The organism is Pseudomonas putida (genome assembly GCA_041879295.1).
Taxonomy (GTDB): domain Bacteria; phylum Pseudomonadota; class Gammaproteobacteria; order Pseudomonadales; family Pseudomonadaceae; genus Aquipseudomonas; species Aquipseudomonas putida_Y.
Window position 1 is genome coordinate 4,816,404 of record CP047152.1, and the last position, 25,830, is coordinate 4,842,233.

25 protein-coding genes are annotated in these 25,830 nt (G+C 61.7%); 13 read left to right on the forward strand and 12 right to left on the reverse strand.

Going from position 1 to position 25,830, the window contains the following annotated elements:
• Window positions 1-50: 50 nt before the first annotated feature.
• Window positions 51-668: a hypothetical protein gene (locus tag GST84_22090; GenBank protein ID XGB14883.1), complete on the forward strand. Its 618-nt coding sequence runs from the start codon at window positions 51-53 to the stop codon at window positions 666-668.
• Here GST84_22090 and GST84_22095 read toward each other — a convergent pair.
• Window positions 653-1,588, reverse strand: a complete 936-nt coding sequence (locus GST84_22095; GenBank protein ID XGB14884.1) for a MerR family transcriptional regulator — start codon at window positions 1,586-1,588, stop codon at window positions 653-655. The genes GST84_22090 and GST84_22095 overlap by 16 nt on opposite strands.
• A gap of 220 nt (window positions 1,589-1,808) precedes the next feature.
• Here GST84_22095 and GST84_22100 point away from each other — a divergent pair, with 220 nt between their 5' ends.
• From GST84_22100 to GST84_22115, 4 genes are read left to right on the forward strand one after another with little or no spacing between them, the layout of a single operon-like run.
• Window positions 1,809-2,369: an antibiotic biosynthesis monooxygenase gene (locus tag GST84_22100; GenBank protein XGB14885.1), complete on the forward strand. Its 561-nt coding sequence runs from the start codon at window positions 1,809-1,811 to the stop codon at window positions 2,367-2,369.
• A 33-nt stretch (window positions 2,370-2,402) separates the two neighbouring features.
• Window positions 2,403-3,140: a dihydromonapterin reductase gene (gene folM, locus GST84_22105; GenBank protein XGB14886.1), complete on the forward strand. Its 738-nt coding sequence runs from the start codon at window positions 2,403-2,405 to the stop codon at window positions 3,138-3,140.
• Window positions 3,141-3,149: 9 nt separating this feature from the next.
• Window positions 3,150-3,443 carry a DUF1244 domain-containing protein gene (locus GST84_22110; protein XGB14887.1) on the forward strand — a complete coding sequence of 98 codons (294 nt, stop codon included), beginning with the start codon at window positions 3,150-3,152 and terminating at the stop codon, window positions 3,441-3,443.
• Window positions 3,440-3,781, forward strand: coding sequence for a HopJ type III effector protein (locus tag GST84_22115; GenBank protein XGB14888.1), 342 nt, complete (start codon window positions 3,440-3,442; stop codon window positions 3,779-3,781). Before GST84_22110 ends, GST84_22115 begins: the two co-directional genes overlap by 4 nt.
• Before the next feature lie 44 nt (window positions 3,782-3,825).
• Here the strand turns inward: GST84_22115 and GST84_22120 are convergent, their stop codons facing one another.
• Together GST84_22120 and fabV are read right to left on the reverse strand one after the other, a co-directional pair.
• Window positions 3,826-4,734, reverse strand: coding sequence for an alpha/beta fold hydrolase (locus tag GST84_22120; GenBank protein ID XGB14889.1), 909 nt, complete (start codon window positions 4,732-4,734; stop codon window positions 3,826-3,828).
• A gap of 143 nt (window positions 4,735-4,877) precedes the next feature.
• Window positions 4,878-6,089, reverse strand: a complete 1,212-nt coding sequence (gene fabV / locus GST84_22125; GenBank protein XGB14890.1) for an enoyl-[acyl-carrier-protein] reductase FabV — start codon at window positions 6,087-6,089, stop codon at window positions 4,878-4,880.
• A 301-nt stretch (window positions 6,090-6,390) separates the two neighbouring features.
• Between fabV and GST84_22130 the strand changes: the two genes are divergently transcribed.
• Window positions 6,391-7,569: an acetyl-CoA C-acyltransferase gene (locus tag GST84_22130; GenBank protein ID XGB14891.1), complete on the forward strand. Its 1,179-nt coding sequence runs from the start codon at window positions 6,391-6,393 to the stop codon at window positions 7,567-7,569.
• A 734-nt stretch (window positions 7,570-8,303) separates the two neighbouring features.
• Here the strand turns inward: GST84_22130 and GST84_22135 are convergent.
• Window positions 8,304-9,128, reverse strand: a complete 825-nt coding sequence (locus GST84_22135; GenBank protein XGB14892.1) for a 5-methyltetrahydropteroyltriglutamate--homocysteine methyltransferase — start codon at window positions 9,126-9,128, stop codon at window positions 8,304-8,306.
• 230 nt (window positions 9,129-9,358) lie between these two features.
• Here GST84_22135 and GST84_22140 point away from each other — a divergent pair, with 230 nt between their 5' ends.
• A complete protein-coding gene (locus GST84_22140) occupies window positions 9,359-10,846 on the forward strand; it encodes a methylenetetrahydrofolate reductase (protein XGB14893.1) in 1,488 nt (495 codons plus the stop codon).
• Here GST84_22140 and GST84_22145 read toward each other — a convergent pair.
• The 3 genes from GST84_22145 to GST84_22155 all read right to left on the reverse strand — a co-directional run bounded on the left by GST84_22145 (window position 10,806) and on the right by GST84_22155 (window position 14,142).
• On the reverse strand, window positions 10,806-11,783 hold the full coding sequence (locus tag GST84_22145; GenBank protein XGB14894.1) for a GTPase: 978 nt from the start codon (window positions 11,781-11,783) through the stop codon (window positions 10,806-10,808). The two genes, GST84_22140 and GST84_22145, sit on opposite strands and share 41 nt — an antisense overlap.
• A gap of 77 nt (window positions 11,784-11,860) precedes the next feature.
• Window positions 11,861-12,058 (reverse strand): putative selenoprotein, encoded by a 198-nt coding sequence (locus tag GST84_22150; GenBank protein ID XGB14895.1) that lies wholly within the window; start codon window positions 12,056-12,058, stop codon window positions 11,861-11,863.
• Between the two features lie 17 nt (window positions 12,059-12,075).
• Window positions 12,076-14,142: a carbon starvation protein A gene (locus GST84_22155; protein XGB14896.1), complete on the reverse strand. Its 2,067-nt coding sequence runs from the start codon at window positions 14,140-14,142 to the stop codon at window positions 12,076-12,078.
• A gap of 177 nt (window positions 14,143-14,319) precedes the next feature.
• On the opposite strand from GST84_22155, the gene GST84_22160 reads away from it, so the two are divergent.
• Both GST84_22160 and GST84_22165 read left to right on the forward strand, forming a co-directional pair.
• Window positions 14,320-14,682, forward strand: a complete 363-nt coding sequence (locus tag GST84_22160) for a PilZ domain-containing protein (GenBank protein XGB14897.1) — start codon at window positions 14,320-14,322, stop codon at window positions 14,680-14,682.
• Between the two features lie 263 nt (window positions 14,683-14,945).
• The gene (locus GST84_22165) at window positions 14,946-16,463 is read left to right on the forward strand and encodes a purine permease (GenBank protein XGB14898.1); all 1,518 of its coding nucleotides are present in this window, start codon (window positions 14,946-14,948) and stop codon (window positions 16,461-16,463) included.
• 35 nt (window positions 16,464-16,498) lie between these two features.
• Here GST84_22165 and radA read toward each other — a convergent pair whose 3' ends face one another.
• The gene (gene radA / locus GST84_22170; GenBank protein XGB14899.1) at window positions 16,499-17,869 is read right to left on the reverse strand and encodes a DNA repair protein RadA; all 1,371 of its coding nucleotides are present in this window, start codon (window positions 17,867-17,869) and stop codon (window positions 16,499-16,501) included.
• Window positions 17,870-18,045: 176 nt separating this feature from the next.
• Between radA and mscL the strand changes: the two genes are divergently transcribed.
• The gene (gene mscL, locus GST84_22175; GenBank protein XGB14900.1) at window positions 18,046-18,465 is read left to right on the forward strand and encodes a large-conductance mechanosensitive channel protein MscL; all 420 of its coding nucleotides are present in this window, start codon (window positions 18,046-18,048) and stop codon (window positions 18,463-18,465) included.
• Window positions 18,466-18,524: 59 nt separating this feature from the next.
• On the opposite strand, the gene GST84_22180 is transcribed toward mscL, so the two are convergent.
• On the reverse strand, window positions 18,525-19,301 hold the full coding sequence (locus tag GST84_22180) for a ferredoxin--NADP reductase (protein ID XGB14901.1): 777 nt from the start codon (window positions 19,299-19,301) through the stop codon (window positions 18,525-18,527).
• 215 nt (window positions 19,302-19,516) lie between these two features.
• Here GST84_22180 and GST84_22185 point away from each other — a divergent pair, with 215 nt between their 5' ends.
• A complete protein-coding gene (locus tag GST84_22185; GenBank protein XGB14902.1) occupies window positions 19,517-20,224 on the forward strand; it encodes a LuxR family transcriptional regulator in 708 nt (235 codons plus the stop codon).
• Between the two features lie 96 nt (window positions 20,225-20,320).
• Window positions 20,321-21,445 (forward strand): methyltransferase, encoded by a 1,125-nt coding sequence (locus GST84_22190; GenBank protein XGB14903.1) that lies wholly within the window; start codon window positions 20,321-20,323, stop codon window positions 21,443-21,445.
• An 85-nt stretch (window positions 21,446-21,530) separates the two neighbouring features.
• Here GST84_22190 and GST84_22195 read toward each other — a convergent pair whose 3' ends face one another.
• From GST84_22195 to GST84_22205, 3 genes are read right to left on the reverse strand one after another with little or no spacing between them, the layout of a single operon-like run.
• On the reverse strand, window positions 21,531-21,686 hold the full coding sequence (locus tag GST84_22195) for a DUF2474 family protein (GenBank protein ID XGB14904.1): 156 nt from the start codon (window positions 21,684-21,686) through the stop codon (window positions 21,531-21,533).
• A gap of 9 nt (window positions 21,687-21,695) precedes the next feature.
• Window positions 21,696-22,703, reverse strand: coding sequence for a cytochrome d ubiquinol oxidase subunit II (gene cydB, locus GST84_22200; protein ID XGB14905.1), 1,008 nt, complete (start codon window positions 22,701-22,703; stop codon window positions 21,696-21,698).
• Window positions 22,704-22,706: 3 nt separating this feature from the next.
• Entirely contained in the window at window positions 22,707-24,143 is a 1,437-nt protein-coding gene (locus tag GST84_22205; protein ID XGB14906.1) for a cytochrome ubiquinol oxidase subunit I, read from the reverse strand.
• A gap of 344 nt (window positions 24,144-24,487) precedes the next feature.
• Between GST84_22205 and GST84_22210 the strand changes: the two genes are divergently transcribed.
• Complete coding sequence (locus tag GST84_22210; GenBank protein XGB14907.1) at window positions 24,488-25,708, forward strand: MFS transporter; 1,221 nt, start codon at window positions 24,488-24,490, stop codon at window positions 25,706-25,708.
• Window positions 25,709-25,830: the final 122 nt, after the last annotated feature.

The window sequence follows — 25,830 nt, forward strand, 5'->3', positions numbered from 1 at the left end:
GCCACGCACGGTCAATTCCGTTGAAGAAATCGCCACCACCGAGTTCGATCATGCAAGCAGACGCGCTCCTGACCCAGGACGAGCTGGATTTCATACAGAATATGCAGCACTCGCCGCAACTGAACCTGGCTGACACCATGTCGAGCCTGCTGGTCAATGGCGACCGCCGCATACAAAGCTTGCTCACCCGGTTGGTGGCTAATGAGCAGGTGACCTTACAGGCCCAGTTCAACAACCAGCAGATCAGTTTCCCGCTGCAACTGGTAGAGGACGAGTTCCACGCCCTGCACCTTCAGCTGGGCTCACCGGAAATCTACGAAGACGGCCCCATGCTGCGCCCATGGCGTCTGTCGATGGACCAGCCGAGCGCACTGCTTGATGCCCATGACGAGGCAAGCGGCCTGTGGGTACGCGAAATTTCCTTCAAAGGTGTACTGCTGGAAGTCCGTGATTTGCCAACAGCACCCGCCCGCTTCGAGCTGCGCTTCGCCCCGGGCGGCATCACCCCGATCGAACTGCATGGTGTGTTGGGCCGGCGCATCGGCACGGACCTGGCTGCCTACGACCTCGGCCAAAGCCCAGCCGAAGAAATCGAACGCCTGCGCGACTACATCCTCCAGGCCCACCGCCGCGCCCACCCCGAGCTGCACACTCAGGTATCGAGCTGACGGGCCAGAAACTGCCGCAAGCGCTGGCGCATCACACTGCCCTGCGCGCCCAGGCAGGCTACAGGGCTGCCAGCCAGGTTGTCCTGTACCGCTTCCGCCGCTTCACCGGCCAGTAACAATGGGCATTCCAGCATCGATGCCAGGCGCTTGAAGTGCCGGGCGAGTTCTGCTGTGGGCGATTGATGGGAAAACAGCACCAGGGCGTCCGGCTTCAGCCGTTCGCAGACCAGCGCAAGCTCTTGCAGCGGCTGCCCGTTCGCCAACGGGATCACGCGTGTTTCATCGTTACCCAGGATCAGGCTGGTTACCAGCAACTCAAGCTCATGGCACTGCCCCGGCAATGGCGCCAATAGCACGGTGCGGTTACACGGTACACGGGCCAGCTGCAAGCGGGCGAAAACCCGACCGCGCAGGAACTGGTCATAGAACAGCCATTCGCTGGCCTGCCCGTAGCCGCCTTGCCGGACTACCATGTCATGCCACACTGGCATGAACACATCGGCGAACACCTGGTCCAGGGTGCTGGCCGCGAACACCTCGTCATAAAGGCGATTCAGGCCCGCCACGTCGAAGTGCTGTACCGCCAGGCGAATCTGGTTTTGCCAGCGCAGGCAGGCGTCCACCGCGCCGCCAGCCTGCCCGGAGAGGGCATCGCCGCGAGCCAGAATACTGCCGACCTTGCTGATCGCCACGCCGCGCTCCAGCCACCCAAGGATACGGCGGATTTCATTGATATCAGCCTGGGAATACAGGCGGTGACCACTGTCGGTGCGGATGGGCTGAATCAGTCCATAACGGCGTTCCCAGGCACGAAGGGTCACGGCGTTGACACCGGTCAAGCGTGACACTTCACGAATCGGAAATAACTCCTGCTGCTCGAAGCTTGCATCGATCAACGGTTTACGTCCCTGTTCGCTCATCTGCACAAAATACCCTGAGTGCGAAAAAACCGAACGTATAGCTTACTACGACTGTGCTGTTCTGTTGATGCCACCGTTTGCCAGCAGATAGTTTGCCGAAGATCGCAACTGCGCGATGATGTGCGCCCGATTCTTGCATGCACGACTGCGTCGCCCACCACCCCGGGCCACACAGCCAAAGGGCCAGCTACCCGCCAGCCCCGTTGCCAGGAGATACACGATGTCTACCCCACCCGTTACCCTCATGGTGTCGCGCCGCGCCGCCCATGGCCGCTACCAGGACCTGCTGGCCTGGCTGCACGAAGGCGAACAGCTGGCCACCGACTTCCCTGGCTACCTCGGCTCGGGCATCCTTGCCCCGCCCAGGGATGGCGACGAATTTCAGATCATCTTCCGCTTCAGCGACGAGCCGACCCTGCATGCCTGGGAGCACTCCGCCTCTCGCCGCGCATGGTTACAACGCGGCAACGGCCTGTTCGAACGCCCCAAAGAGGCGCGTGTCAGCGGTATCGACGACTGGTTTGGCACCAACAAGGTGCAAAAACCGCCACGCTGGAAGCAGGCCGTGGCTATCTGGCTGGCGTTTTTCCCAGTCTCGCTGGCCTTCAACCTGTTGTTCGGCCATTGGTTGACGGCACTCGACCTCGTGCCCCGGGTACTGCTCAGCACCCTGGCCCTGACGCCGGTGATGGTGTACCTGTTCATCCCGCTGTCCACCCGCCTGCTATCCAGTTGGCTGCAGGCCTCCCCGGCCACTGCCGGCGCCTTGCGCAGCCGCTGAGGCTAGGCCATACAACAGGGAAACAGTTCGGGTATGCTGGGTGGCAACCAACGGACAGACAAGTTGACCACCCCGAACATGAACAGCCCCATTCTCGTTACCGGAGCCAGCCAGCGTGTCGGGCTGGCCCTGGCCCTCGAACTGGCACAGGCCGGCCATACGGTGGTCAGTGCCAGCCGCAGCATCCAGCCACAGGCAGCCCACCCCAACATCGTGCAGTTTCAGGCCGACCTGTGCCACGCGGGCGACCGCCAGGCGCTGATCGATCACCTGCACGACCGTTACGACGGACTGCGCGCCATCATCCACAACGCCTCGCTGTGGCTCGACGACGGCCTCGACAACCTCGAGACCATGTTCCGCCTGCACGTCGAAGCGCCCTACCACCTCAACCTGGCCTTGGGTGACCTGCTGGCCAAGGTGGAAAAGGCCGACATCATCCACATCTGCGACGAAACCTCTTCGCGCGGCAGTAAAAGCCACATCGGCTATGCCGCCACCAAAGCCGCACTGCAGAACATGGTGCTGTCATTCGCCGAAAAATATGCGCCCAAGGTGCATGTGAACGGTATCCTGCCCGGGCTGCTGATCCTCAAGGAAGGGGGGGACGAAGCCTACCGCCAGCAAACCCTGAAAAAGGCCCTGCTGGAATTCGAACCCGGCGCCGGCCCGCTGATCGAGACCGTCAAGTACCTGCTCGCCAGCCAGTACAGCACCGGCAGCCAGGTGGTCATCAACGGTGGCCGCCACCTGAAGAACCGCATGACTTGAGAGAAGACCATGACCCCACAACAACAGCTCGAGCTCGAGGCCGCCGCATTCCGGCGCCTGGTCGAACACCTGCAAAAGCGCACCGATGTACAGAACATCGACCTGATGAACCTGTCCGGTTTCTGCCGCAACTGCCTGTCCAAGTGGTACAAGGCCGCCGCTGACGAGCGTCAGCTGGACCTGAGCCTGGATGATGCCCGCGAAGCGGTGTACGGCATGCCCTACGCCGAGTGGAAAGCCCAATACCAGAAAGAAGCCAGCGCCGAACAACAAGCGGCGTTCGAAAAAGGAAAAACCTCGTGACTGATCTGAATACCCTGCGCGCAAGCCTGGCCAGCGGCCAACATGCATTTGCCGATACCTTGGCGTTCATTGCCGACAATTACAGCTACCAGCCGCAGGCCTTCAATAACGGCGGCGTGGAGAATGCGGCAGGGCAGAACGAAGGTTCGTGCAAAACCCTGGGCCTGGCCTTGCTTGAAGGGCTGAGCGACCAGGAAGCGCTGCTGGCCTTCGGCGAGCACTACCGTGATGTGGTGGCCACGCCTGAGGGTAGCGACCATGGCAACATCCGTGCGCTGATCAAACACGGTCTAGCGGGTGTGAAGTTTGCTGCGCAGCCGCTTGCGCGCAAGGCTTGAGATTGCCGGGGCCGCTTTGCGGCCCCACGATCCAGCGCCCACCATCAATCGATAATGGTGCCAGGCCCCCCACCTTCCAGCCTCCCCTGCCGCAACCACTGCAAGGCCACCGGCCACAGGTTTTCGCGAAACCGGTCATGGAAGAACGCGAAATGGCCAATTTCCTCGACCGAGATATCCACAGGTGCAATGCGCAAGTGCTGGCGCTCGGCACTTTGCAGATAACCCAATAAACGCTCGGTTGCCGCTACGGTCCCGAAAGGGTCGTCAGTCAGACTGATGGCCAGCGTCGCCGCACGTACCTGGGCGAACGGTAGCGCCGCCAACGCCCGCCCGCTGGGGCGGTGCTCATAACGCGGGGTACGTGTGGTCCAGTCAAGCACCACGCCGGATGGCGTGTCCTCCAGCCAACCCAGGCGCTTGCCGGGAAAGTAGCCGAATACCCGGGTCAGCAGCGGCATGACCACATGCCACTTGCCGAACAGTTGCCAGCGTTGGCTGGCCGCGTAGTCGCGCCAGTAAGCGAACTGCGCGCCGACCATCACGACCCGACGTATCTGGCCAGCCGACGGTGCCAGGCCTACTGCACAACCGCCGAAACTGTGCCCTACCACGTCCACCGGCTGACCTGGGAAATGCTCTGCCGCATGCGCCAGCATGGCTTCGAAATCCAGCCGGCCCCAGTCGCTCCAGGAGGCCTGGAACCCGCGCAGCGACGCAGGCCGGGATTCGCCGATGCCACGGTAGTCATAGGTCAGCACATCGCAGCCGTGGGCGAACAGGTAGTCGGCAAAGCGGGCGTAATAGCGGCAGCGTACCGAAGTGGCAGCGTTGATGATCACCAGCGGGCGCTTGGGGTCAGGTTGGGCGTGACGCCAGCAGAAGCCGCCGAGGCTGTATCCGTCGGCCGCAGGGTGGCGAAATGGGGTAGCGGGTTGGATGAGGCTACTCATGGCGCATTTCCTGTCGTTGTGCGCCAAAACTAGCAAAGATTTTGTAGCCTGTACCGGCCTCTTTGCGGGTGAACCCGCTCCTGCAGGGGGAGAACCTGTGGGAGCGCGCTTGCCCGCGAAGAGGCCGGTACAGGCTTACCCGATTACAGCTCGACGCAGTCGAACTTCACATCGGTGGCCACGTCTTCGTCGTAGTTGACGTCAGCGCGCTCGAAGCCGAACAGGTTGAGGAACTGCTTCTTGTAACCGGCGTAGTCGGTCAGCTCGAACAGGTTCTCGGTGGTCACCTGTGGCCACAGGGCCTTGCAGGCGTTCTGCACGTCGTCACGCAGCTCCCAGTCATCCAGACGCAGGCGACCCTTCTCGTCGACTTCTGCCGGCGCACCGTCGGTACGGTACATACGGTCGCGGTACATGCGGTCAAGCTGGTCCTGGGTGCCTTCGTGAACACCTTTCTCCTGCATGATCTTGAAGACCATCGACAGGTACAGTGGCATCACCGGGATGGCCGAGCTGGCCTGGGTAACCACCGACTTGAGCACCGCCACATTGGCGCCGCCTTTCACTTCACCGGCCAGCTTCTGGTTCAGACGCAGGGCGGTTTCATCCAGGTCCTGCTTGGCCTGGCCCAGTGCACCGTGCCAGTAGATCGGCCAGGTGATATCGCTGCCGATATAGCTGAAGGCCACGGTGCGAGCGCCTTCGGCAAGTACATTGGCGCCAGCCAGCGCATCGATCCACAGCTGCCAGTCCTGGCCACCCATGACGGTGACGGTGTCGGCAATTTCCTGCTCGGTGGCCGGCTCGATGCTGGCTTCGATGATGGTGTCCTTGTTGGTGTCGATGGCGGTCGACTTGTATGGCTGGCCGATCGGCTTGAGTGCCGAGCGGATGACTTCACCGGTCTGCGGCAGCTTGCGCACGGGCGACGCCAGCGAGTAGATGACCAGGTCGACCTTGCCACCCATTTCGTTCTTGATCAGCTCGATAACCTTGGCGCGAGCTTCGTCGGAGAAGGCGTCACCGTTGATCGACTTGCTGTACAGGCCCTCGGCCTTGGCGAACTTGTCGAAGGCAGCAGCGTTGTACCAGCCAGCAGTGCCGGCCTTGGTCTCGGTGCCTGGCTTTTCGAAGAACACGCCCAGGGTGTCGGCCTTGAAGCCGAACGCCGCCGTGATGCGGGCTGCCAGGCCGTAGCCGCTGGAAGCACCGATGACCAGGACCTTCTTCGGGCCATCCTCGCGTACGCCCAGCTTGCGGGTGGCTTCGATCTGGTCACGGACGTTGAGCTCGCAGCCCTTCGGGTGAGTCGTGGTGCAGATGAAACCGCGAACCTTAGGATGAATGATGGCCAATGTCTGTACCTCGTCAGGTTTATGCCGGGGAAGCGCCGCTTGGGGCGATTCCGATTGATCAGAGGGTGAGACTACCCCCGCAGGTTATCCGACACATATTACGGGGTGATCAGAGGGATGCAAAACCAGAGTTCTTATGTGCAGGAGGCCCACAGCTGCACGGAATCCAGATTGGCTGGTTAGAACCTTCGCCACCCATTGATTTGTTTTTCACATCAATCCGAAAGAAAAACAAACTTAACAAATAAGCCGAACCCGCCGATGCTGGCGGCACTACGCCCATTGCACGGAGAACAACAACATGAACGACGTGGTGATCGTCGCCGCAACCCGTACCGCCATCGGCAGCTTCCAGGGCGCCCTGGCCAAAGTGCCTGCGGTCGACCTCGGCGCCGCCGTGATCAAGCAACTGCTGAAACAAACCGGGCTGGACCCGGCGCAGGTCGATGAAGTCATCCTCGGCCAAGTGCTCACTGCCGGTGCCGGTCAGAACCCGGCACGCCAGGCGGCGATCAAGGCTGGCCTGCCCTTCAGCGTACCGGCCCTGACCCTGAACAAGGTCTGCGGCTCGGGCCTTAAGGCCCTGCACCTGGCCGCCCAGGCGATCCGCTGCGGCGATGCCGAGGTGGTGATTGCAGGTGGTCAGGAGAACATGAGCCTTGCCCCCTACGTGATGCCCTCCGCCCGCACCGGCCAACGCATGGGCCATGGCCAACTGATCGACAGCATGATCACGGACGGCCTGTGGGATGCCTTCAATGACTACCACATGGGCATCACTGCCGAAAATCTTGTGGACAAGTACGGCCTCAGCCGTGAGCAGCAGGATGCCTTTGCTGCCGAGTCGCAGCGCAAGGCAGTGGCGGCGATGGAGGCCGGCCGTTTCGACGCTGAAATCACCCCCATCGTGCTGCCGCAGAAAAAGGGAGAGCCCAAGGTTTTTGCCCGTGACGAGCAACCACGCCCGGACACCACCGCCGAGTCTCTGGGCAAACTGCGCCCGGCCTTCAAGAAGGACGGCAGCGTTACCGCAGGCAATGCCTCCAGCCTGAACGACGGCGCCGCCGCCGTGCTTTTGATGAGCGCAGCGAAGGCCGAGGCGTTGGGCCTGCCGGTGCTGGCGAAGATCGCCGCCTATGCCAGTGCCGGGGTAGACCCCGCGATCATGGGTATCGGTCCGGTTTCGGCGACCCAACGTTGCCTGGACAAGGCCGGTTGGCAACTGGCCGAACTGGACCTGATCGAAGCCAACGAAGCCTTTGCCGCCCAGGCGCTGGCCGTGGGCAATGCGCTGGCATGGGATGCCGAGCGGGTTAACGTCAATGGAGGGGCGATTGCCCTGGGCCACCCGATTGGTGCTTCCGGGTGCAGGGTGCTGGTGACCCTGCTGCACGAAATGATCAAACGGGATGCCCGGAAAGGCCTGGCGACCTTGTGCATTGGCGGTGGGCAAGGGGTGGCGTTGGCCATCGAGCGCTGATTGATTCAAGCAGGCCCGGCCTCTTCGCGGATAAACCCGCTCCTACACTGATCGGTGATGGACACACATCGGCGATCGGGCGCAGGCCGTTGTAGGAGCGGGTTTACCCGCGAAAGGGCCGGGCCTGCTGGCCAATTTCTGCCAGCCGTTCACTGGTGCAGCCGCCATCGTATTCGCGGGTAAACCCGCTCCTACACTGATCGGTGACGGACACACATCGGTGATTGCACGCAGGCCGTTGTAGGAGCGGGTTTACCCGCGAAAGGGCTGGACCTGCTGGCCAATTTCCACCAGCCGTTCACTGTTGCAGCCGCCACCGTATTCGCGGGTAAACCCGCTCCTACACTGATCGGTGACGGACACACATCGGTGATTGCACGCAGGCCGTTGTAGGAGCGGGTTTACCCGCGAAAGGGCTGGACCTGCTGGCCAATTTCCACCCGCTGTTCAACGTCGCAGCCGCCATCGTATTCGCGGGTAAACCCGCTCCTACACTGATCTGTGACGGACACACATCGGTGATTGCACGCAGGCCGTTGTAGGAGCGGGTTTACCCGCGAAAGGGCTGGACCTGCTGGCCAATTTCCACCCGCTGTTCAACGTCGCAGCCGCCATCGTATTCGCGGGTAAACCCGCTCCTACACTGATCTGTGACGGACACACATCGGTGATTGCACGCACGCCAATGTAGGAGCGGGTTTACCCGCGAAGAGGACGGCACAGGCAGCAATTGATCAAGCCGCGACTCGGTCCTGCTCCAGCGAAGCGGCCAGCACCGCCACTTCCTGGCACTTCTGCACGGCCAGGTCCACTGGGCTTTCCAGCAACGAACAGGCCGGCGCCAACCACAGCCGCTCACCCAGGCGCTCATGGGCCTCGTGCAGCAGCCCCAAGGTTTTGCCCAGATCGCAAGGCGAAGCGTTGCGACCGTCGACCAGGCCCAGCGACAGTACCTTGTAGGCAGGCAGGCGGTCGAGAATGGTCTGGTACTGCTCGGGCGCCTGAACCAGGTCGACGTGCAGGCCATCGACCGGCAGGTTGGCGGCCAGGCCGAGGTTGCCTTCGAGGCCACCGAAGTACGTGGCGATCAGTTTCTTCAACGGTGCGCGTTGAAGGATGTTGTAGACGCGTTCATAGGCATTCTTCCAGTCCTGAGGCAGGTCCTGGGCGAGGATTGGCTCATCGATCTGCACCCATTCAACGCCCAGGGCGGCCAGGCGGTTGAGGAGTTGGTCATACACGGGCAGCAGGCAGTCAAGCAGCTCCAGTTTGTCGAAGTCACCGTCCAGGGCCTGACCCTGCCACAGGTAGGTCAAGGGGCCGATCACTACCGGCTTGACTGCATGACCCAGAGCCTTGGCGTGCTCCACTTCTTCGAACAGTGGTTCCCAGTTCAGCAAGAACGGCTGATCGCCAGCACTAAGCACGTGGCTGCCCCAGGCGAAGTCGCCGACCGGCAACAGCTCGATGCCGGCGTCTTTCTGCACCTGCCAGTGGCGGGCACGCAGCTCGCGGTCACGGCCGATGTGTGGAAAGCCCAGGTTATGTGCCAGTGCCATGTCTTGTCCCTTCAGCATGCTTGAATGAATGAGGGGGATTCTCCAGCTGGTGGGGGTATTGAGACAAACTCATTAAATTTGAGATGAACCCAAGAAATCTTCATGATCATGCTGTCATGAACTTCGCGCTCCCATGTCTCATTCAGATCACCACCTTGCGCATCCGGACATGACCCGACTCGCCTTCTGTCGCACAATGCCACCCTGACCACACCAGGTGCCCGGCCAACATGAGCCTGCTGAAAACCGCCCTGCGCGAAAAGAACTTCGTCTGCGTCATGGAGTTCGTCCCCAAACCTTCCGCAGAACGCTTTGCCGCCATGGAAGCGATCATGGCCCGTGCGCACCTGTGCGGCTGGCCTATGACCGTGGCCATCGGTGATCGTGTCGGCAGCCCGCTGGACATGTCACCGCTGGACGCCCTCGCCTCGTTCAGCAACCCGGTGCCTGCCCTGCCGCATTTTTCAGGCAAGGATCGCGAACGCCACCACCTGCTCGCCCAACTGCAGCGCATGGACGCCGCCGGCCTCGACCAGCTGTTACTGCTGACTGGCGACCGCCTGCCCGGCCATGAACCTGGCCAGCGCCCGGTGCGTTATCTGGAATCGGTCGCCGCCCTGCAGATTGCCCGCCAGGCCTGCCCGCACTGGCTGCTGGGCGCGGCGCTGAACCCGTTCAAGTACCACGAGGAAGAAGGCGGCGCCCAGTATTTCAAGGCCGAGAAAAAGCTGGCAGCGGGGGCTGACTTCTTCACCTTGCAGCTGGGCTTCGATGCCGCCAAGCACCAGGAAGCCATACACTGGATGTACCGCCAGGCCTCACCCAAGCCCATGCTGGCCTGCCTCATGAGCCTCACCCACGGGCGCGCGACGATGCTCGACCACGTGGCCGGCGTCACTGTCACGCCCTCCATGCGCGACATGCTTGAAGCGGAGACGGCGCAGTCCAAGGCCTTTGCCCAGGCACGCAGTGTTGACCGCCTGGCCCTGCAGATTATCGGTACAAAGCTGATGGGTTACGCCGGAGTGCACCTGTCAGGGGTTCACACACTCGAACAGCTGCTGGCCCTGGAGGCCCGTATCGAGCACTGGCAAACCCAGCTTCAGTCCCTGGAGCAATGGACACCGGCCTGGCACGCCAGCTGGCAGATGCCCGGCCTGCCAGCGGTAACCTTCCATCCGCCACAGGCGGGCTGGCGCCTGGGCGAGTCACGGGTCGATGCCTCTTTCAAGGAAAAAGCCCGCTATCACCTGATGCATGGCATGCATTCACTGCTGTTCAGCCGGCGCAACGGCCTGAGCAAAGCCTTCGGTTGGGCAGTGCGCCAGCCTCTGTGGGCAACACGCGCTGGCGCACAAGTGCTGCACACGCTGGAGCGCAGTGTGAAGCGCCCGCTGGTGGGTTGCGACACCTGCGGCCGTTGCCGCCTGGAAGACACCTTGTACACCTGCCCGGAAACCTGCCCTAAAGGCCTGGCCAATGGCCCTTGCGGCGGAACCGCCCTGAACCGCTGCGAGTTCGGCGACCGCGAGTGCATCCACAGCATCAAATACCGCACCGCCAAAGCCGTGCGGCAAACCGCTGTGCTGACCGAGCGCCTGATCCCGTGCATCGAGGTCGAAACCCGCCACCGCAGCTCATGGCCGCAGTGGTTCGCAGGGCAGGCACCGCAGCGGCTCAGCCCGCAGCCATTGCCTCGAAGCCAGCCCGAATCGTAGCCTCGGGCAGTTCATCGGCAATGAACACCATCACGCTCTCGCGCGCTTCGCCTGCGGCCCACTCGGCGTCCCAGTCGAAGCCATAAAGCTTGAGCACGCCCTGGAACACCAGCTTGCGCTCCTCGCCGGCAATGTTCAGCACGCCCTTGTAGCGCAGCAGCTGTTTGCCGTGGGTTTCCAGCAGCTCGTTCATGAAGCTGCTAAGGCGGTCGATATCCAGCGGGGCTTCGGTACGCAGCACCATCGTGGAAATGCGGTCCGGGGTGGCAGGCTTGAGCACGGGTCGCAACATCGGTTTCAGGTTTACCCCAAGGTCAGGGTTGAGGTTGAAACCGCGTACATCCAGTAGTTCAGCCAGGTCGATGCAGCCGTGTTCGACCACTCGGATCGCAGCCCTGCTATTGATGCGGGCCAGGCGTTCGCGCAGGGCTTCAACCGCAGCTGGCTCGACCAGGTCGGTCTTGCTCAGCAGCAGACGATCGGCAAAGCCGACCTGGGCCTGAGCAATGGTCTGGGTCAAGTGCAGTTCGGCATGCGCGGCATCGACGAGGGTGATGATGCCATCGAGGATGTAGCGCTCACGCAGCTCCTCGTCGATGAAGAACGTTTGCGCTACCGGCGCAGGGTCGGCAAGGCCGGTGCATTCGATCACCAGGCGATCGAAGGCAATCTCCCCGGCATCCAGGCGTTCAAGCAGCAGGTAAAGAGCGCGGGTCAGGTCGCCATGGATGCTGCAGCATACACAACCGTTGGCCAAGGTCATTACCTGTACCGGCTGATCACCCAGCAGTTGGCTGTCGATGCCCGCCTCGCTGAATTCGTTTTCGATCACAGCGAGCTTCAGGCCATGCTCGGCCTTTAGCATGTGCCTGAGCAAGGTGGTCTTGCCGGCCCCGAGGAAGCCAGTGAGGACGGTTACGGGAATGGGCGTCTGCACGCAAAAATACTCCTGAATCTGAAATGACTGTGGGAGCCGGTTACCCAGGCTCCCACAGGTTTACACGTACCGCAGGCTCAACAGCACTTGGGCCCGGATTTGCCACCGTAACGTGCTTCCTGGCGTTCGCGGAAGAACGCCTCGTAGCTCATCACCGGCTTGTCCGGATGCGTTTTCTGCATGTGTTCGACATAGTTGTCGTAGTCGGGCATGCCGACCATCAGGCGGGCTGCCTGCCCCAGGTATTTTCCCAGTCGACCCAAGTCGTTGAACATGATTGCAGTCCTCTCGATTACGCGTCAGGCAGCGCCTGGAACGGGGTTTCCTTGTCGCTGCGCTCCTTGCGGCCCAGGGCGACGTAGCCGACCTTGATGGCGAAGAACAGGATGCTGAAGACCACCAGCAGGAACAAGATCGTCAGGCCCGCGTTGGTGTATGCGTTGAAGATCACGTGCTGCATCTGCCCGATGTCCTTGGCCGGGGCCAGTACCTGGCCGGCGTCCAGCGCAGTGCTGTACTTCTTGGCCAGGGCCAGGAAGCCCACAGCCGGGTTCGGGTCAAACAGCTTGATCAGGCCTGCAGCCGTGGTGCAGATCAACAGCCACACAGCCGGCAGCAGGGTGACCCAGATGTATTGCTGACGCTTCATCTTGATCAACACCACAGTACCGAGCATCAAGGCGATACCGGCCAGCATCTGGTTGGAGATACCAAACAGCGGCCACAGGGTGTTGATGCCACCCAGCGGGTCGATTACCCCTTGGTACAGCAGATAGCCCCAGAGTGCCACGCAGCCAGCGGTGGCGAGCAGGTTGGCCCCCCACGAATCGGTGCGTTTGAGCGCCGGCACGAAGCTGCCCAGCAGGTCTTGCAACATGAAGCGCCCGGCACGGGTGCCGGCGTCCACCGCGGTAAGGATGAACAGCGCCTCGAACAGGATCGCGAAGTGGTACCAGAAGGCCATGGTGTTTTCACCTGGCAACACCTGGTGAAGGATCTGCGCGATACCGACCGCCAGGGTTGGCGCACCGCCGGCACGGGCCAAGACGGTGTGCTCGCCAATGTCACGGGCGACCGCTTCGAGCTGCTCAGGTGTAATCAGGAAGCCCCAACTGCTGACCGTCTGCGCTACCGACACAACATCGGAACCGACCACGGCAGCCGGGCTGTTCATGGCAAAGTACACGCCCGGCTCGATCACCGAGGCCGCAACCATGGCCATGATGGCGACGAACGATTCCATCAGCATGCCGCCGTAGCCGATGTAGCGGGCGTTGGTTTCGTTATCCAGCAGCTTTGGCGTGGTCCCCGAGGAAATCAGCGCGTGGAAGCCGGACACCGCACCACAGGCAATGGTGATGAACAGGAACGGGAACAGGGCCCCCTTCCACACCGGCCCCGTGCCGTCGGTGAACTGGGTCAGCGCCGGCATTTTCAACTCGGGCGCGATGATCAGGATACCGATGGCCAGGCCAAGGATCGTGCCGATCTTGAGGAAGGTCGACAGGTAGTCACGCGGCGCCAGCACCAGCCATACCGGCAGCACGGCGGCGACAAAACCGTAGCCCACCAGCATCCAGGTGATCTGCACGCCAGTGAACGTGAACGCCGGGCCCCACACCGGATCCGCAGCGATCACGCCTCCCAGCCAGATGGAGGCCAGCAGCAGTACCACGCCAACGACCGAGATTTCGCCAATACGGCCCGGACGGATGTAGCGCATGTAGATGCCCATGAACATCGCGATCGGGATGGTCGCCATCACCGTGAACATGCCCCATGGGCTTTCGGCCAGTGCCTTGACCACGATCAGCGCCAGCACCGCAAGGATGATGATCATGATCAGGAAGCAGCCGAACAGGGCGATGGTACCGGGGATTCTGCCCATCTCCTCGCGCACCATGTCGCCCAGTGAGCGGCCATTGCGGCGGGTAGACATGAACAGGACCATGAAGTCCTGCACCGCACCGGCCAGCACCACGCCGGCAATCAGCCACAGCGTACCGGGCAGGTAGCCCATTTGCGCCGCGAGCACCGGCCCGACCAAGGGGCCTGCGCCGGCGATGGCGGCGAAGTGGTGACCGAAAAGAATGTGTTTGTTGGTCGGGACGTAGTCCAGGCCGTCGTTGTTGAGCACCGCCGGGGTGGCACGGCGCGGGTCGAGTTGCATCACCTTGGTGGCGATGAACAGGCTGTAGTAACGATAGGCGACCAGGTAGATGGCCACCGCCGCGACCACGATCCACAAGGCGTTGATCGCCTCGCCGCGACGCAGGGCAACCACACCCAGTGCGCAGGCACCTATGACTGCCAGCGCCAGCCACGGAATATGGCGTAGCAGGCTATTATTGTTGTTCATGGTTAGCTTCCAGCTGGTGGATTGGAAAGACCGCCCACCGAGTCTAGGGCCAGTCAAGCGGCATTGCCACACTTGCTTTGTTCTAGAGCCTCTGCGGCCACATTGCAGCACCTGATGCACGTGCAACTCTAACTATAGTCAGGACGACACCTGATGATCTATTCGAGGATCCATGCCATGAGCGATCACGACGAACGCCGCCGCTTTCAACGCATCGACTTCGATGCCCCCACCGAGCTGCGCCAGGGGCTGAACTGCTGGCCTGCAAAACTGCTGGACCTTTCACTCAAAGGCTTGCTCATCGAACGCCCGGCAGATTGGGATGCCGACCTGACGCAGGACTTCGACGCCATCATTCACCTGGGCGACGATGCCCGCGTGCAGATGCAGGTCGAACTGCGCCATGAGGAACCGGACCGTCTGGGCTTCATCTGCCTGTACATAGACCTCGACTCGATGAGCCATTTGCACCGTCTTGTGGAATTGAACGTGGCTGACAGCACCGAAATGATGCGTGAGCTGCGCGAACTCATCGAATAATGGAATCTCTTAGCTAGCTAATAGCCTTCCCGCCTGGTGTTTCTTGTCTACCCAGACAGCTTTAAGCCTGGGTAGCGTTGCTTTGTACACACCCCTCTAATACAGCTTCTGCCAAGTTGGTACGCCTTCTGCATTGGGTTCTAGCACGCCCTGCGGCCGGATCTGTTCGCGCTCCGATCAAAATATTGTATACAATTCTTGTAGCAATCATTTGTAGGAAGTGTCTACAGTAGCGGCACAACAATAAACAGAGAGCCTGCTCCATGACTACGTCCCCTAGCACGTCTCCCGCCAAGCGACCCGAGGATGAAAACCTCGGCCTTGGTGCCAACCTGGCCTATGGTCTGCAGCATGTGCTGACCATGTATGGTGGAATCGTCGCAGTACCCCTGATCCTGGGGCAGGCCGCGGGCCTGAATGGTGCCGAAATCGGCATGCTGATCGCCGCCTCGCTGTTTGCCGGTGGCCTGGCCACCCTGCTGCAGACCCTTGGCCTGCCGTTCTTCGGTTGCCAGTTGCCACTGGTACAAGGCGTGTCGTTCGCCGGTGTGGCGACCATGGGGGCGATTCTGAGCAGCGAGGGTGGCGGTGGCCTGCCTGGGGTGCTCGGGGCGGTCATGGCAGCGTCGCTGATCGGCTTTCTGATCACGCCGGTGTTCTCGCGCATCACCAAGTTCTTCCCGCCGCTGGTGACCGGCATCGTCATCACCACCATCGGCCTGACTCTGATGCCGGTTGCCGCACGCTGGGTGATGGGTGGCAACAGCGCCTCGCCGGAGTTCGGTAGCATGGCCAACATCGGCCTGGCCGGGCTGACCTTCGCCATCGTGCTGCTGCTCAGCAAGCTTGGCAACGCAACCATCTCACGGCTGTCTATCCTGCTGGCCATGGTGGTCGGCACGCTGATCGCCTGGGCATTGGGCATGACCGATTTCAGCAAGGTCAGCGAAGGCCCGATGTTCGCCTTCCCCTCGCCGTTCCACTTTGGCATGCCAGAGTTCCACATCGCCGCGATCCTTTCGATGTGCATCGTGATCATGGTGACCCTGGTGGAAACGTCGGCCGATATCCTCGCCGTGGGTGAGATCATCGACACCAAGGTGGACTCCAAGCGCCTGGGCAACGGCCTGCGCGCCGACATGGCATCTAGCATCCTGGCGCCGATTTTCGGTTCGTTCACCCAGAGCGCGTTCGCCCAGAACGTTGGCCTTGTGGCGGTGACCGGGGTCAAGAGCCGCTACGTGGTGGCTACCGGCGGCGTGATTCTGGTGGTACTCGGCCTGCTGCCAGTCATGGGCCGGGTGATTGCTGCCGTGCCTACCCCGGTATTGGGCGGCGCCGGTATCGTGCTGTTCGGCACCGTGGCGGCCAGCGGTATCCGCACCCTGTCCAAGGTCAGCTACAAGAACAACGTCAACCTGATCATCGTCGCGGCCTCGCTGGGCTTCGGCATGATCCCGATTGCCGCGCCGACCTTCTACCACCACTTCCCGAACTGGTTCGAGACCATCTTCCACTCCGGCATCAGCTCGGCGGCGATCATGGCCATCCTGCTGAACCTGATCTTCAACCACTTCACCACCGGCAACTCGGAAAACCAGTCAGTGTTCGCTGCAGCCTACGAGCGGACCATCCAGTATTCGGACATTTCCGCGCTGCGTGATGGGGACTACTTCAAGGATGGCAAGCTGTTCGATGCTGAGGGTAACGAAGTGCCGATGCTGGAACTGGACGAGCATGGCAATGAAACGGTCAGGCGCACGGCCGTTGCCGAGCACTGACTGATTGCAGGAGCGAGCTTGCTCGCTCCTGCACACTATTCGAACAATGCATCCAGCGCCTGTTCCAGGCGGGTAACGGCAATCACCTGCAACCCCGCCGGCGCTTCTTTCGGCGCATTGCCCTTGGGTACGATGGCACGCTTGAAGCCGTGCTTGGCCGCTTCCTTCAAGCGCTCCTGGCCACTGGGCACCGGCCGTACCTCGCCCGACAAGCCAATCTCGCCAAACACCAGCAAACCATGGGCCAGTGGCCGGTTACGCAGGCTGGACATCACCGCCGCCAGCAGCGCCAGGTCCGAAGCCGTTTCCAGCACCTTCACCCCGCCGACCACGTTGAGAAACACATCCTGGTCATGGGTCGGGATGCCGCCATGACGGTGGAGTACCGCCAACAACATGGCCAGGCGGTTCTGATCCAGGCCCAAGGTCACCCGCCGCGGGTTGGCCAGATGGCTATCGTCGACCAGCGCCTGCACCTCGACCAGCATTGGCCGGGTCCCCTCCCAGGTTGCCATCACCACGCTACCCGGCACCTCTTCCTGAGTACGGTTGAGGAAGATCGCCGACGGGTTCGATACCTCCTTGAGGCCACGATCGGTCATGCCGAACACGCCCAGTTCGTTGACCGCGCCAAAGCGGTTCTTGACCGCCCGCAGCAAGCGCAGACGGCCATCGGACTCACCTTCGAAATACAGCACAGTGTCGACCATGTGCTCCAGCACCCTCGGGCCAGCCAGCGAGCCTTCCTTGGTCACGTGGCCGACCAGAAAGATTGCCGTACCGCTTTGCTTGGCGTAGCGCACCAGCAACGCTGTGCTTTCGCGCACCTGAGCCACGCCGCCCGGGGCCGATTGCAACTGCTCGGTGAAAATGGTCTGGATCGAGTCGATCACCATTACCCTCGGCTTCTCGACCCGCGCCGTGGCAATGATCGTCTCGATGCAGGTTTCGGTCATCACCTTGAGCTGGTCCTGAGGTAGCCCCAGCCGCCGGGAGCGCATGGCCACCTGCTGCTGCGACTCCTCCCCTGTGACATACAGTGCCGGCATGCCCACGGCGATGTTGCACAAGGTCTGTAGCAAAATGGTCGATTTGCCGATGCCGGGGTCACCGCCGATCAGCACCACCGAGCCATCCACCAGGCCGCCGCCCAGCACGCGGTCCAGTTCGGTGCTGCTGGTCGTGAAACGCGGGATTTCCTCAACACTGACTTCGGCCAGGGTCTTGATCTGCGCCTGCTGTCCCGTCCAGCCAGCGCGGCCACTGCTGGGTGCAGCAGCGCCGCCGCTTTCGATCATGGTTTCGACCAGGGTGTTCCAGGCCCCGCATTCGCCGCACTGGCCAGCCCATTTGGGGAAAGTCGCGCCGCATTCGGTGCAGCCATACAAGCGCTTAGCCTTGGCCATGGGTGGGGTCTCCTGGAAAAATTCGCCATGATAGCCGAGCAGGACGTGTCTCGAACGCCTCGGGATGCGACAAAACTATTCGTTCTAACTGCAGTCAGTAGCCCTGAACACAACGCATGAAGCGTTTTAGTGGCTTACACTGCCTTAACCTTACCTTTTGTTACAAGGAACCAAACATGGGCATGCTCAACGAGTTCAAGGCTTTCGCAGTCAAAGGCAATGTCGTCGACATGGCGGTCGGTATCATCATCGGCGCGGCCTTCGGCAAGATCGTCTCGTCCTTCGTCGGCGACGTGATCATGCCGCCACTGGGCCTGCTGATCGGTGGCGTGGACTTCAGCGACCTGGCCATTACCCTGAAGGCTGCCGAAGGTGACGTGCCAGCGGTGATGCTGGCGTATGGCAAGTTCATCCAGACCGTGATCGACTTCGTGATCGTGGCCTTTGCCATCTTCATGGGCGTGAAAGCAATCAACAAGCTCAAGCGTGAAGAAGCCGTGGCGCCGACTACGCCGCCTGTGCCTTCGGCTGAAGAGACGCTGCTGACCGAGATCCGCGATTTGCTCAAGACGCAGAACCAGAACCGCTTGCCTTGAAGTTGCCGGGGCCGTTGTGGGGGCGGGCATGCCCGCCCCCACAACGGCCCCCAGTAGTCTTACCAGTAGTTCTCGACTGCTACCTGCCCGGGCCGCTTGCTCAGGCTCAGTTGCAGGTCTCGCGCCTTGAGGACCTTGCGGGTTTCGTCGATCATTTCCGGGTTACCGCAGAGCATCACCCGCGAATGCTCTGGTGACAGTTCAAGCCCCGCCGCCTTCTCCAGCTCGCCATTCTCGATCAACGTGGTAATGCGCTGATTCAACGCACCCGGGTGCTGTTCACGGGTCACCACGGGAATGAACTGCAACTTGCCCGCGTACTCAGCCAGATAATCGCGCTGTTCCAGCCCGGCAATTTCATCCACATAGGCCAGCTCCTTGGCTTCGCGCACTGAATACACCAGCTTGATGCTGTCGAAGCGCTCCCAGGCTTCGAAGTCCTGCAGGATCGACATAAAGGGCGCGATGCCGGTACCGGTAGCCAGCAACCACAGGTCACGACCACCGACGAAGCGGTCGAGGGTGAGGAAACCGAACGCCTGGCGGTCGATCAGCAACGTATCGCCTGCCCCCAAACGGCTCAACTCACTGGTGAACTCACCACCTGGCACCACGATGGAAAAGAAATCCAGATACTCATCATGAGGCGCGCTGACCATGGAATAGGCGCGCCACACCACGCTACCATCGGCCTTGGTCACACCTAGCCGGGCGAATTGGCCGGAACGGAAGCGGAACCCCGCATCGCGCGTGACCCGCAGGCTGAAGAGGTTCGGCGTCAGTGGCTGAACATCGAGCAGTGTCTGGCGGGTGAACTTTTCGGCGCTAGCGGTCATATCGGGCTCCAGGGTTGGCGTGTGCACAGTGTCGCCTAAAGTGGCCAGGATAAAAACCACCGCTTTGTAGGGCCTCATGAAGTGCAATCGGGCCAAAGTCGCAGAAATTCCTGATCGCTATAACAAAAAATTCCCAACAGGATGGTAGGTCTTTTCCTACAATCTTCCGGGTACTCAAACGGATTGGATTCTGCGCGCATCAAGGAGTGCTTCAGATGTATCACTGGAAACCTGAACATCTTCATGCATTCGTCAGCGAACGCAGCCCACAAAAGCTATTCGACATCGCAGTCCATCTGGCTCGGGACCTGGACATGGATTACCTTGGGCTGAACATCCGCATTCAGATCGCTACGCAAACGCCAAAGCTGTACCTCTACAGCAACTACCCAAGTGAGTGGATCGAGCGCTACCAGCGCGACGACTTCTACAAGCAGGACCCGGCAGCGAACCTGAGCCACAGCTCCACGACACCGGTGCTCTGGACCGATGAACTGTACAAGGAAGCCCCGCAATTTCGCGAAATGGCCTGCCAGCATGGCCTGCGCCACGGCTGGACACAGTCGCTTCACGATCAGCAGCACAACGAAAGCCAGATCAGTGTCGCTCGGCCAAACGGCCACATCGATGCGTTCGAGCTGTACGACAAAGCCGGTAGTGTGCAGTGGCTGTGCCACACCCTTCACGCGGTACTGGGCGAGCACCACCTGAACGCGCTGTGCCCACCGCAACCGAAAATGAGCGAGCGTGAACTGGAAGTGCTGAAATGGTCTGCCGCCGGCAAGACCGCTGCCGATGTTGCCTGCATCCTCTCGCTGTCGCAAAGCACGGTCAACTTCCATATCCGCAGCGTGATCACCAAGACCAATGCAGCCAACAAAGCCGGAGCCATCGCCATTGCCGCCTTGCGTGGCTGGATCTGACCTTCAAACCTGCGACCTTGGGCAAAGCCCTGTAGAATCGTCCGGCAAAGCCCGGCGCGAACCGCAGCGGGCAGTTTCGTACCCGAGCCAGACGCCATGCCCCTGTTGACCACCCCCTACGCCGAACTCGACCTGATCCGCCAGCCGGAGCAGGCCAACGACCCGCTGCAGGCTTTCGATGCCGCCGACGAGTACCTGCTTGCGCAGTTACACGATCAGGCACCTGACGCCAATTGCCGGGTACTGGTGCTCAATGACAGCTTCGGTGCCCTGGCCGCAAGCCTTGCGGGCCAGCTGCAGGTGGTCAGCAGCGGTGACTCGCACCTGGGGCACCTGGCCCTGGAAAAAAACCTGGCGCGCAATGGCCTGCCATTCGACAGTGTCCCGTTCGTACCAGCCAGCCAACACTGGCAAGGCCCGTTCGACCGGGTGCTGGTGCGTGTACCCAAGACCCTGGCCCTGCTCGAAGAACAACTGATCCGCCTGCAAGGCCAGCTGGCCCCCGGTGCGCAGGTGATTGCCGGGGCGATGATCAAGCACCTGCCACGGGCGGCCGGCGACCTGATGGAGAAGTACATCGGCCCCGTACAGGCTTCGCTGGCGCTGAAAAAGGCCCGCTTGCTGACAGCAACGGTTGCCGAGCGGCCGCACGCCAAGTCCCCCTACCCTAGCCGCTACCGCCTCGACGTGCCGGCACTGGAATTGGTCAACCACGCCAACGTGTTCTGCCGTGAAGGCCTGGATATTGGTACCCGGGCATTCCTCCCTCATCTGCCACGCGACCTTGGCCGTGCACGGGTGGCTGACCTGGGCTGCGGCAATGGCGTACTCGCGATTGCCAGCGCCCTGGCCAACCCGGACGCCGAGTACACCCTGGTCGACGAGTCGTACATGGCGGTGCAATCAGCACAGGAGAACTGGCAGTCCGCGTTGGGCGAGCGCCCGGCGACCTTCGTCGCGGCCGATGGCCTGGCCGGGCTGGAGAAACAGTCGCTGGACGTGGTGCTGTGCAACCCGCCGTTCCACCAACAGCAGGTGGTCGGTGATTTCCTGGCCTGGCGCATGTTCCAGCAGGCGCGTGAAGCGCTGGTGGTAGGCGGGGCGCTGTATATCGTGGGTAACCGGCACCTGGGCTATCACAGCAAGCTGGCGCGGTTGTTCCGCGGCGTTGAGCAGGTGGCGGCTACGCCCAAGTTCGTAATCCTGAAAGCCCGCAAGTAGGAGCGGGCTTGCCCGCGAACACCGGCAACGCCGGTGCCATCTAGCGCGTTGCCTGCTTCGCGGGCAAGCCCGCTGCCGCTCTTTATCAATGTGTGGTCAATCCCGCCGCCCCCATGAACAGCCGCATCACCCAGGCCGCCACACCCAGCGCTGCCACGCTCATCGCCCAGATCAGCAACAGCCAACCCAGTCGCTGCCACAGCGGTTTCTTTTCTTCCAAGCCATGCTTGCCAGTCATCATGCGGCCCTCCTAGTGATAGCCGTCTTCGTGGGTCACCTTGCCGCGGAACACGTAGTAGCTCCAGAAGGTATACATGAGGATAAACGGCAGGATGAACAGGGTACCCACCAGCATGAAGCCCTGGCTTTGCGGTGGCGCTGCGGCATCCCAGATCGAGATCGACGGCGGGATGATGTTAGGCCACAGGCTGATTCCCAAGCCGCTGTAGCCAAGGAAGATCAATACCAGAGTGAGCAGGAACGGCGTGTAGTGCGCGTTGCGCGCCACCGCTTTGAGCAACCCGTAGAACGTCACCAGCACCAGCAGCGGTACCGGCATGAACCAGATCAGATTGGGCATGCTGAACCAGCGGTCGGCAATCTGCGGGTAGGCGATTGGCGTCCACAGACTGACGATACCGATCACCACCAGCAGCACCAGCGCCAGCGGCCGGGCCATATCGTGCATCTTCTGTTGCAGCGGCCCTTCGGTCTTCATGATCAGCCAGGTACAACCCAGCAGGGTGTAGGCCACGATCAACCCCAGCCCGCAGAACAGGCTGAACGGTGTCAGCCAGTCCAGGGTGCCACCGGCAAAATGCCGGTCGACCACCTTGAAGCCCTCCAGGAACGCGCCAAGCGCCACGCCCTGGAAGAAGGTGGCGATCAGCGAACCCCAGATGAAAGCCTTGTCCCAGATGTGCCGCTTGTCGGCCTTGGCCTTGAAGCGGAACTCGAAGGCCACGCCTCGGAAAATCAGGCCGATCAGCATCAGGATCAGGGGCAGGTACAGGGCCTCAAGGACCACGGCATAGGCCATCGGGAAGGCCCCGAACAGTCCGGCACCGCCCAGGATCAACCAGGTTTCGTTGCCATCCCATACCGGCGCGACAGTGTTCATCATGACATCACGGTCCTGCTCGCCCTTGACGAAGGGGAAGAGCATGCCGATCCCCAGGTCGAATCCGTCCATCACCACGTACATCATGACGCCGAAGATGATGATCACGGCCCAGATCAGTGGAAGGTCGATACCCATGGTTCAGTTCCCCTCGTTCAGGCTGGCAGAGGTGGCCTCGCGGCCATCATCGGCGGCGGACAAAGGCCGTGCCGGCGTGCGTTTCTGGCCTGGGCCTCCCGGTGTGTGCTCGTCACCCTCGCCGGTCTGCGGCCCTTTGCGCACCAGGCGCATCATGTAGCCAAGGCCGGTGCCAAACAGGGCGAAGTACACCACCACGAACGCCACAAGGGTGAAGCCGAGCTGGGCGTAACTGTGGTTGGAAACACCGTCCGCCGTGCGCATCAGGCCGTACACCACCCAGGGCTGGCGGCCAATTTCGGTGGTGAACCAACCGGCCAGTAGCGCGACCAGCCCGGATGGGCCCATCCACAGCGCCACATACAAGAACGGTCGCGAACTGTACAGCGTGCCGCGTTTGCGCAACCACAGGCTCCACAGGCCGACGAAGATCATCAGGAAACCAAGCCCGACCATGATCCGGAACGACCAGAATACGATGGTCGAGTTAGGCCGGTCCTCGGGCGGAAACTCCTTCATCGCCGGCACCTGCTTGTCCAGGCTGTGGGTCAGGATCAGGCTGCCGAGCGCCGGGATCTCGATCTTGAACCGGGTAGTCTCAGCCTTCATATCGGGAATGCCGAACAGGATCAGTGGAGTCGGCTCACCGGGCACGTTCTCCCAATGGCCTTCGATCGCGGCAATTTTTACCGGCTGGTGCTTGAGTGTATTGAGGCCGTGGAAATCGCCGATCACTGCCTGAATCGGGGCGACGATCAGTGCCATCCACATGGCCATCGACAGCATCTTGCGAACGGCCGGGTTGTCACGCCCGCGCAGCAGGTGCCAGGCCGCCGAGGCACCGACGAAGAACGCGGTGGAAACGAACGCAGCAGTGGCCATGTGCATCAGGCGGTAGGGGAAGGAGGGGTTGAACACCACCGCAAACCAGTCCACCGGCACCACCCGACCATCGATGATCTCGTGACCTTGCGGGGTTTGCATCCAGCTGTTCGAGGCAAGAATCCAGAAGGTCGATACCAATGTACCGAGCGCAACCATGACTGTGGAGAAGAAGTGCAGGCCACGGCCGACGCGATTCCAGCCAAACAGCATGACGCCCAGGAAGCCGGCCTCGAGGAAGAACGCAGTCAGTACTTCATAGGTGAGCAGCGGGCCGGTGACGGCGCCGGCAAAGTCGGAGAAGCGGCTCCAGTTGGTGCCGAACTGGTAAGCCATGACCAGGCCGGAGACGACGCCCATGCCGAAGTTGACGGCGAAGATCTTCGACCAGAAGTGATAGAGGTCACGGTAGACCTGGTTGTGGGTCCGCAGCCAGAGGCCTTCAAGGACTGCCAGGTAGCTCGCCAGGCCAATGGTGATGGCCGGGAACAGGATGTGGAACGATACGGTAAAGGCAAACTGCATTCGGGCGAGCTCTAAGGCCTCTATTCCGAACATGGTGCTTCCTCTTCAGATAATCCGGCGTCCGGGCTTGTGGCCCCAGTCGCCCACTGCCCCCACTGGGTCGAGTACGGCGTGTTGGAATTGTTCTGTTCGATCGCAGGGATTCCGGCCAGACGGCCATTTCATTGATCTGGAACGATTGACCCAGATCAATGAATGCTAGGAAGCATAGTCCCGAATGGCCCGGTGGGCCGTGTGGTGGATTGCCGCGTGACCTGTTGCCTCACCCTCTTTGATTAACAATAGAAAAGTGCCGCGCCGTGCAAACAGTAACTGTTTGTTACAAACAGATGATACGCTGCGCCCCCCCTCTACTGCGCCGAGGCCCCTGGTTTCCGATGTCCGATTCCGCACCGCAGTTGTTGCGTCACCATCGTCCTTTTCTGGCCTTCTGGCTGGCTCGCGTGTTCACCGCCAGCGGCTTCCAGATGCTCACCGTGGCCATCGGCTGGCACCTCTACCAATTGACCGGCAACGTACTGGACCTGGGCCTTGTCGGCCTGGTCGAGTTCGCCCCACGGGTGCTGTTCATGTTGCACACCGGCCATGTCGCCGACCGCTATGACAGGCGCAAGGTCGCCGCCTTGTGCCAGAGCCTTCAGGGCCTGATTGCCCTGGCGCTGGCGCTGGGCAGTGCCACCGACAACGTTACCCGCGAACTGATCTTTGCCCTGGCCTTCCTGCTCGGCGCCAGCCGCTCGTTCGAAATGCCGGCAACCCAGGCGCTGTTGCCCAATGTGGTACCGGCCGGGCTGTTCCCGCGGGCAGTGGCGGCGTCGGCCTCGGCCACCCAGTCGGCGACCATCGTGGCGCCGGCGGTGGGCGGTTTCCTGTATGCCTTTGGCAGCATGTGGGTGTATGGCCCGACGGTGGCCCTGTACGCCATTGCCTGCGTGCTGACCCTGAGCCTGCAGGCGCGTGGCCAGGTCGCCCAGCGCGGGCGCGCCAGCATCGAGTCGCTGCTGGCTGGCATCCGCTTCATTCGCAGCCGGCCCGACATCCTCGGCGCCATCTCGCTCGACCTGTTCGCCGTATTGCTGGGTGGGGCCACCGCGTTGCTGCCGGTATTTGCCAAGGACATCCTGCTGACCGGCCCGATGGGCCTTGGCCTGTTGCGCTCGGCGCCAGCGGTGGGTGCGTTGCTGATGTCACTCTGGCTGGCGCGCTTCCCGTTCCAGCGCAACGTCGGGCGGACGATGTTCACTGCGGTCGGCGTGTTCGGCGTGGCGACCATCGCCTTCGGCCTGTCGACCTCCTTCTGGTTCTCGCTGGCAGTACTGGTGGTACTGGGTGCGGCAGACATGATCAGCATGGTCATTCGCAGTTCGTTCGTACAGCTGGAGACACCGGATGAAATGCGTGGGCGGGTGAGCGCAGTGAACGGCTTGTTCATCGGTGCCTCGAACCAGCTCGGCGAGTTCGAATCGGGGGTGACCGCGCACTGGTTTGGTACAGTGCCGGCGGTGGTGCTGGGCGGGGTGGGCACCTTGGTGGTGACCGGGGTGTGGATAAAACTGTTCCCTACCCTGGCCAAGCGGGATCGGTTGCATAGCGGGTGATCGTTACCTGTGCCAGCCTTTTCGCGGGCATGCCCCGCCTACAGGGGACCTTACCCGCGAAGAGCAAGAAAAACCCATTCCCCAACGGCCATAGGCCCCCGCCATGCATGCTGGTATGATGC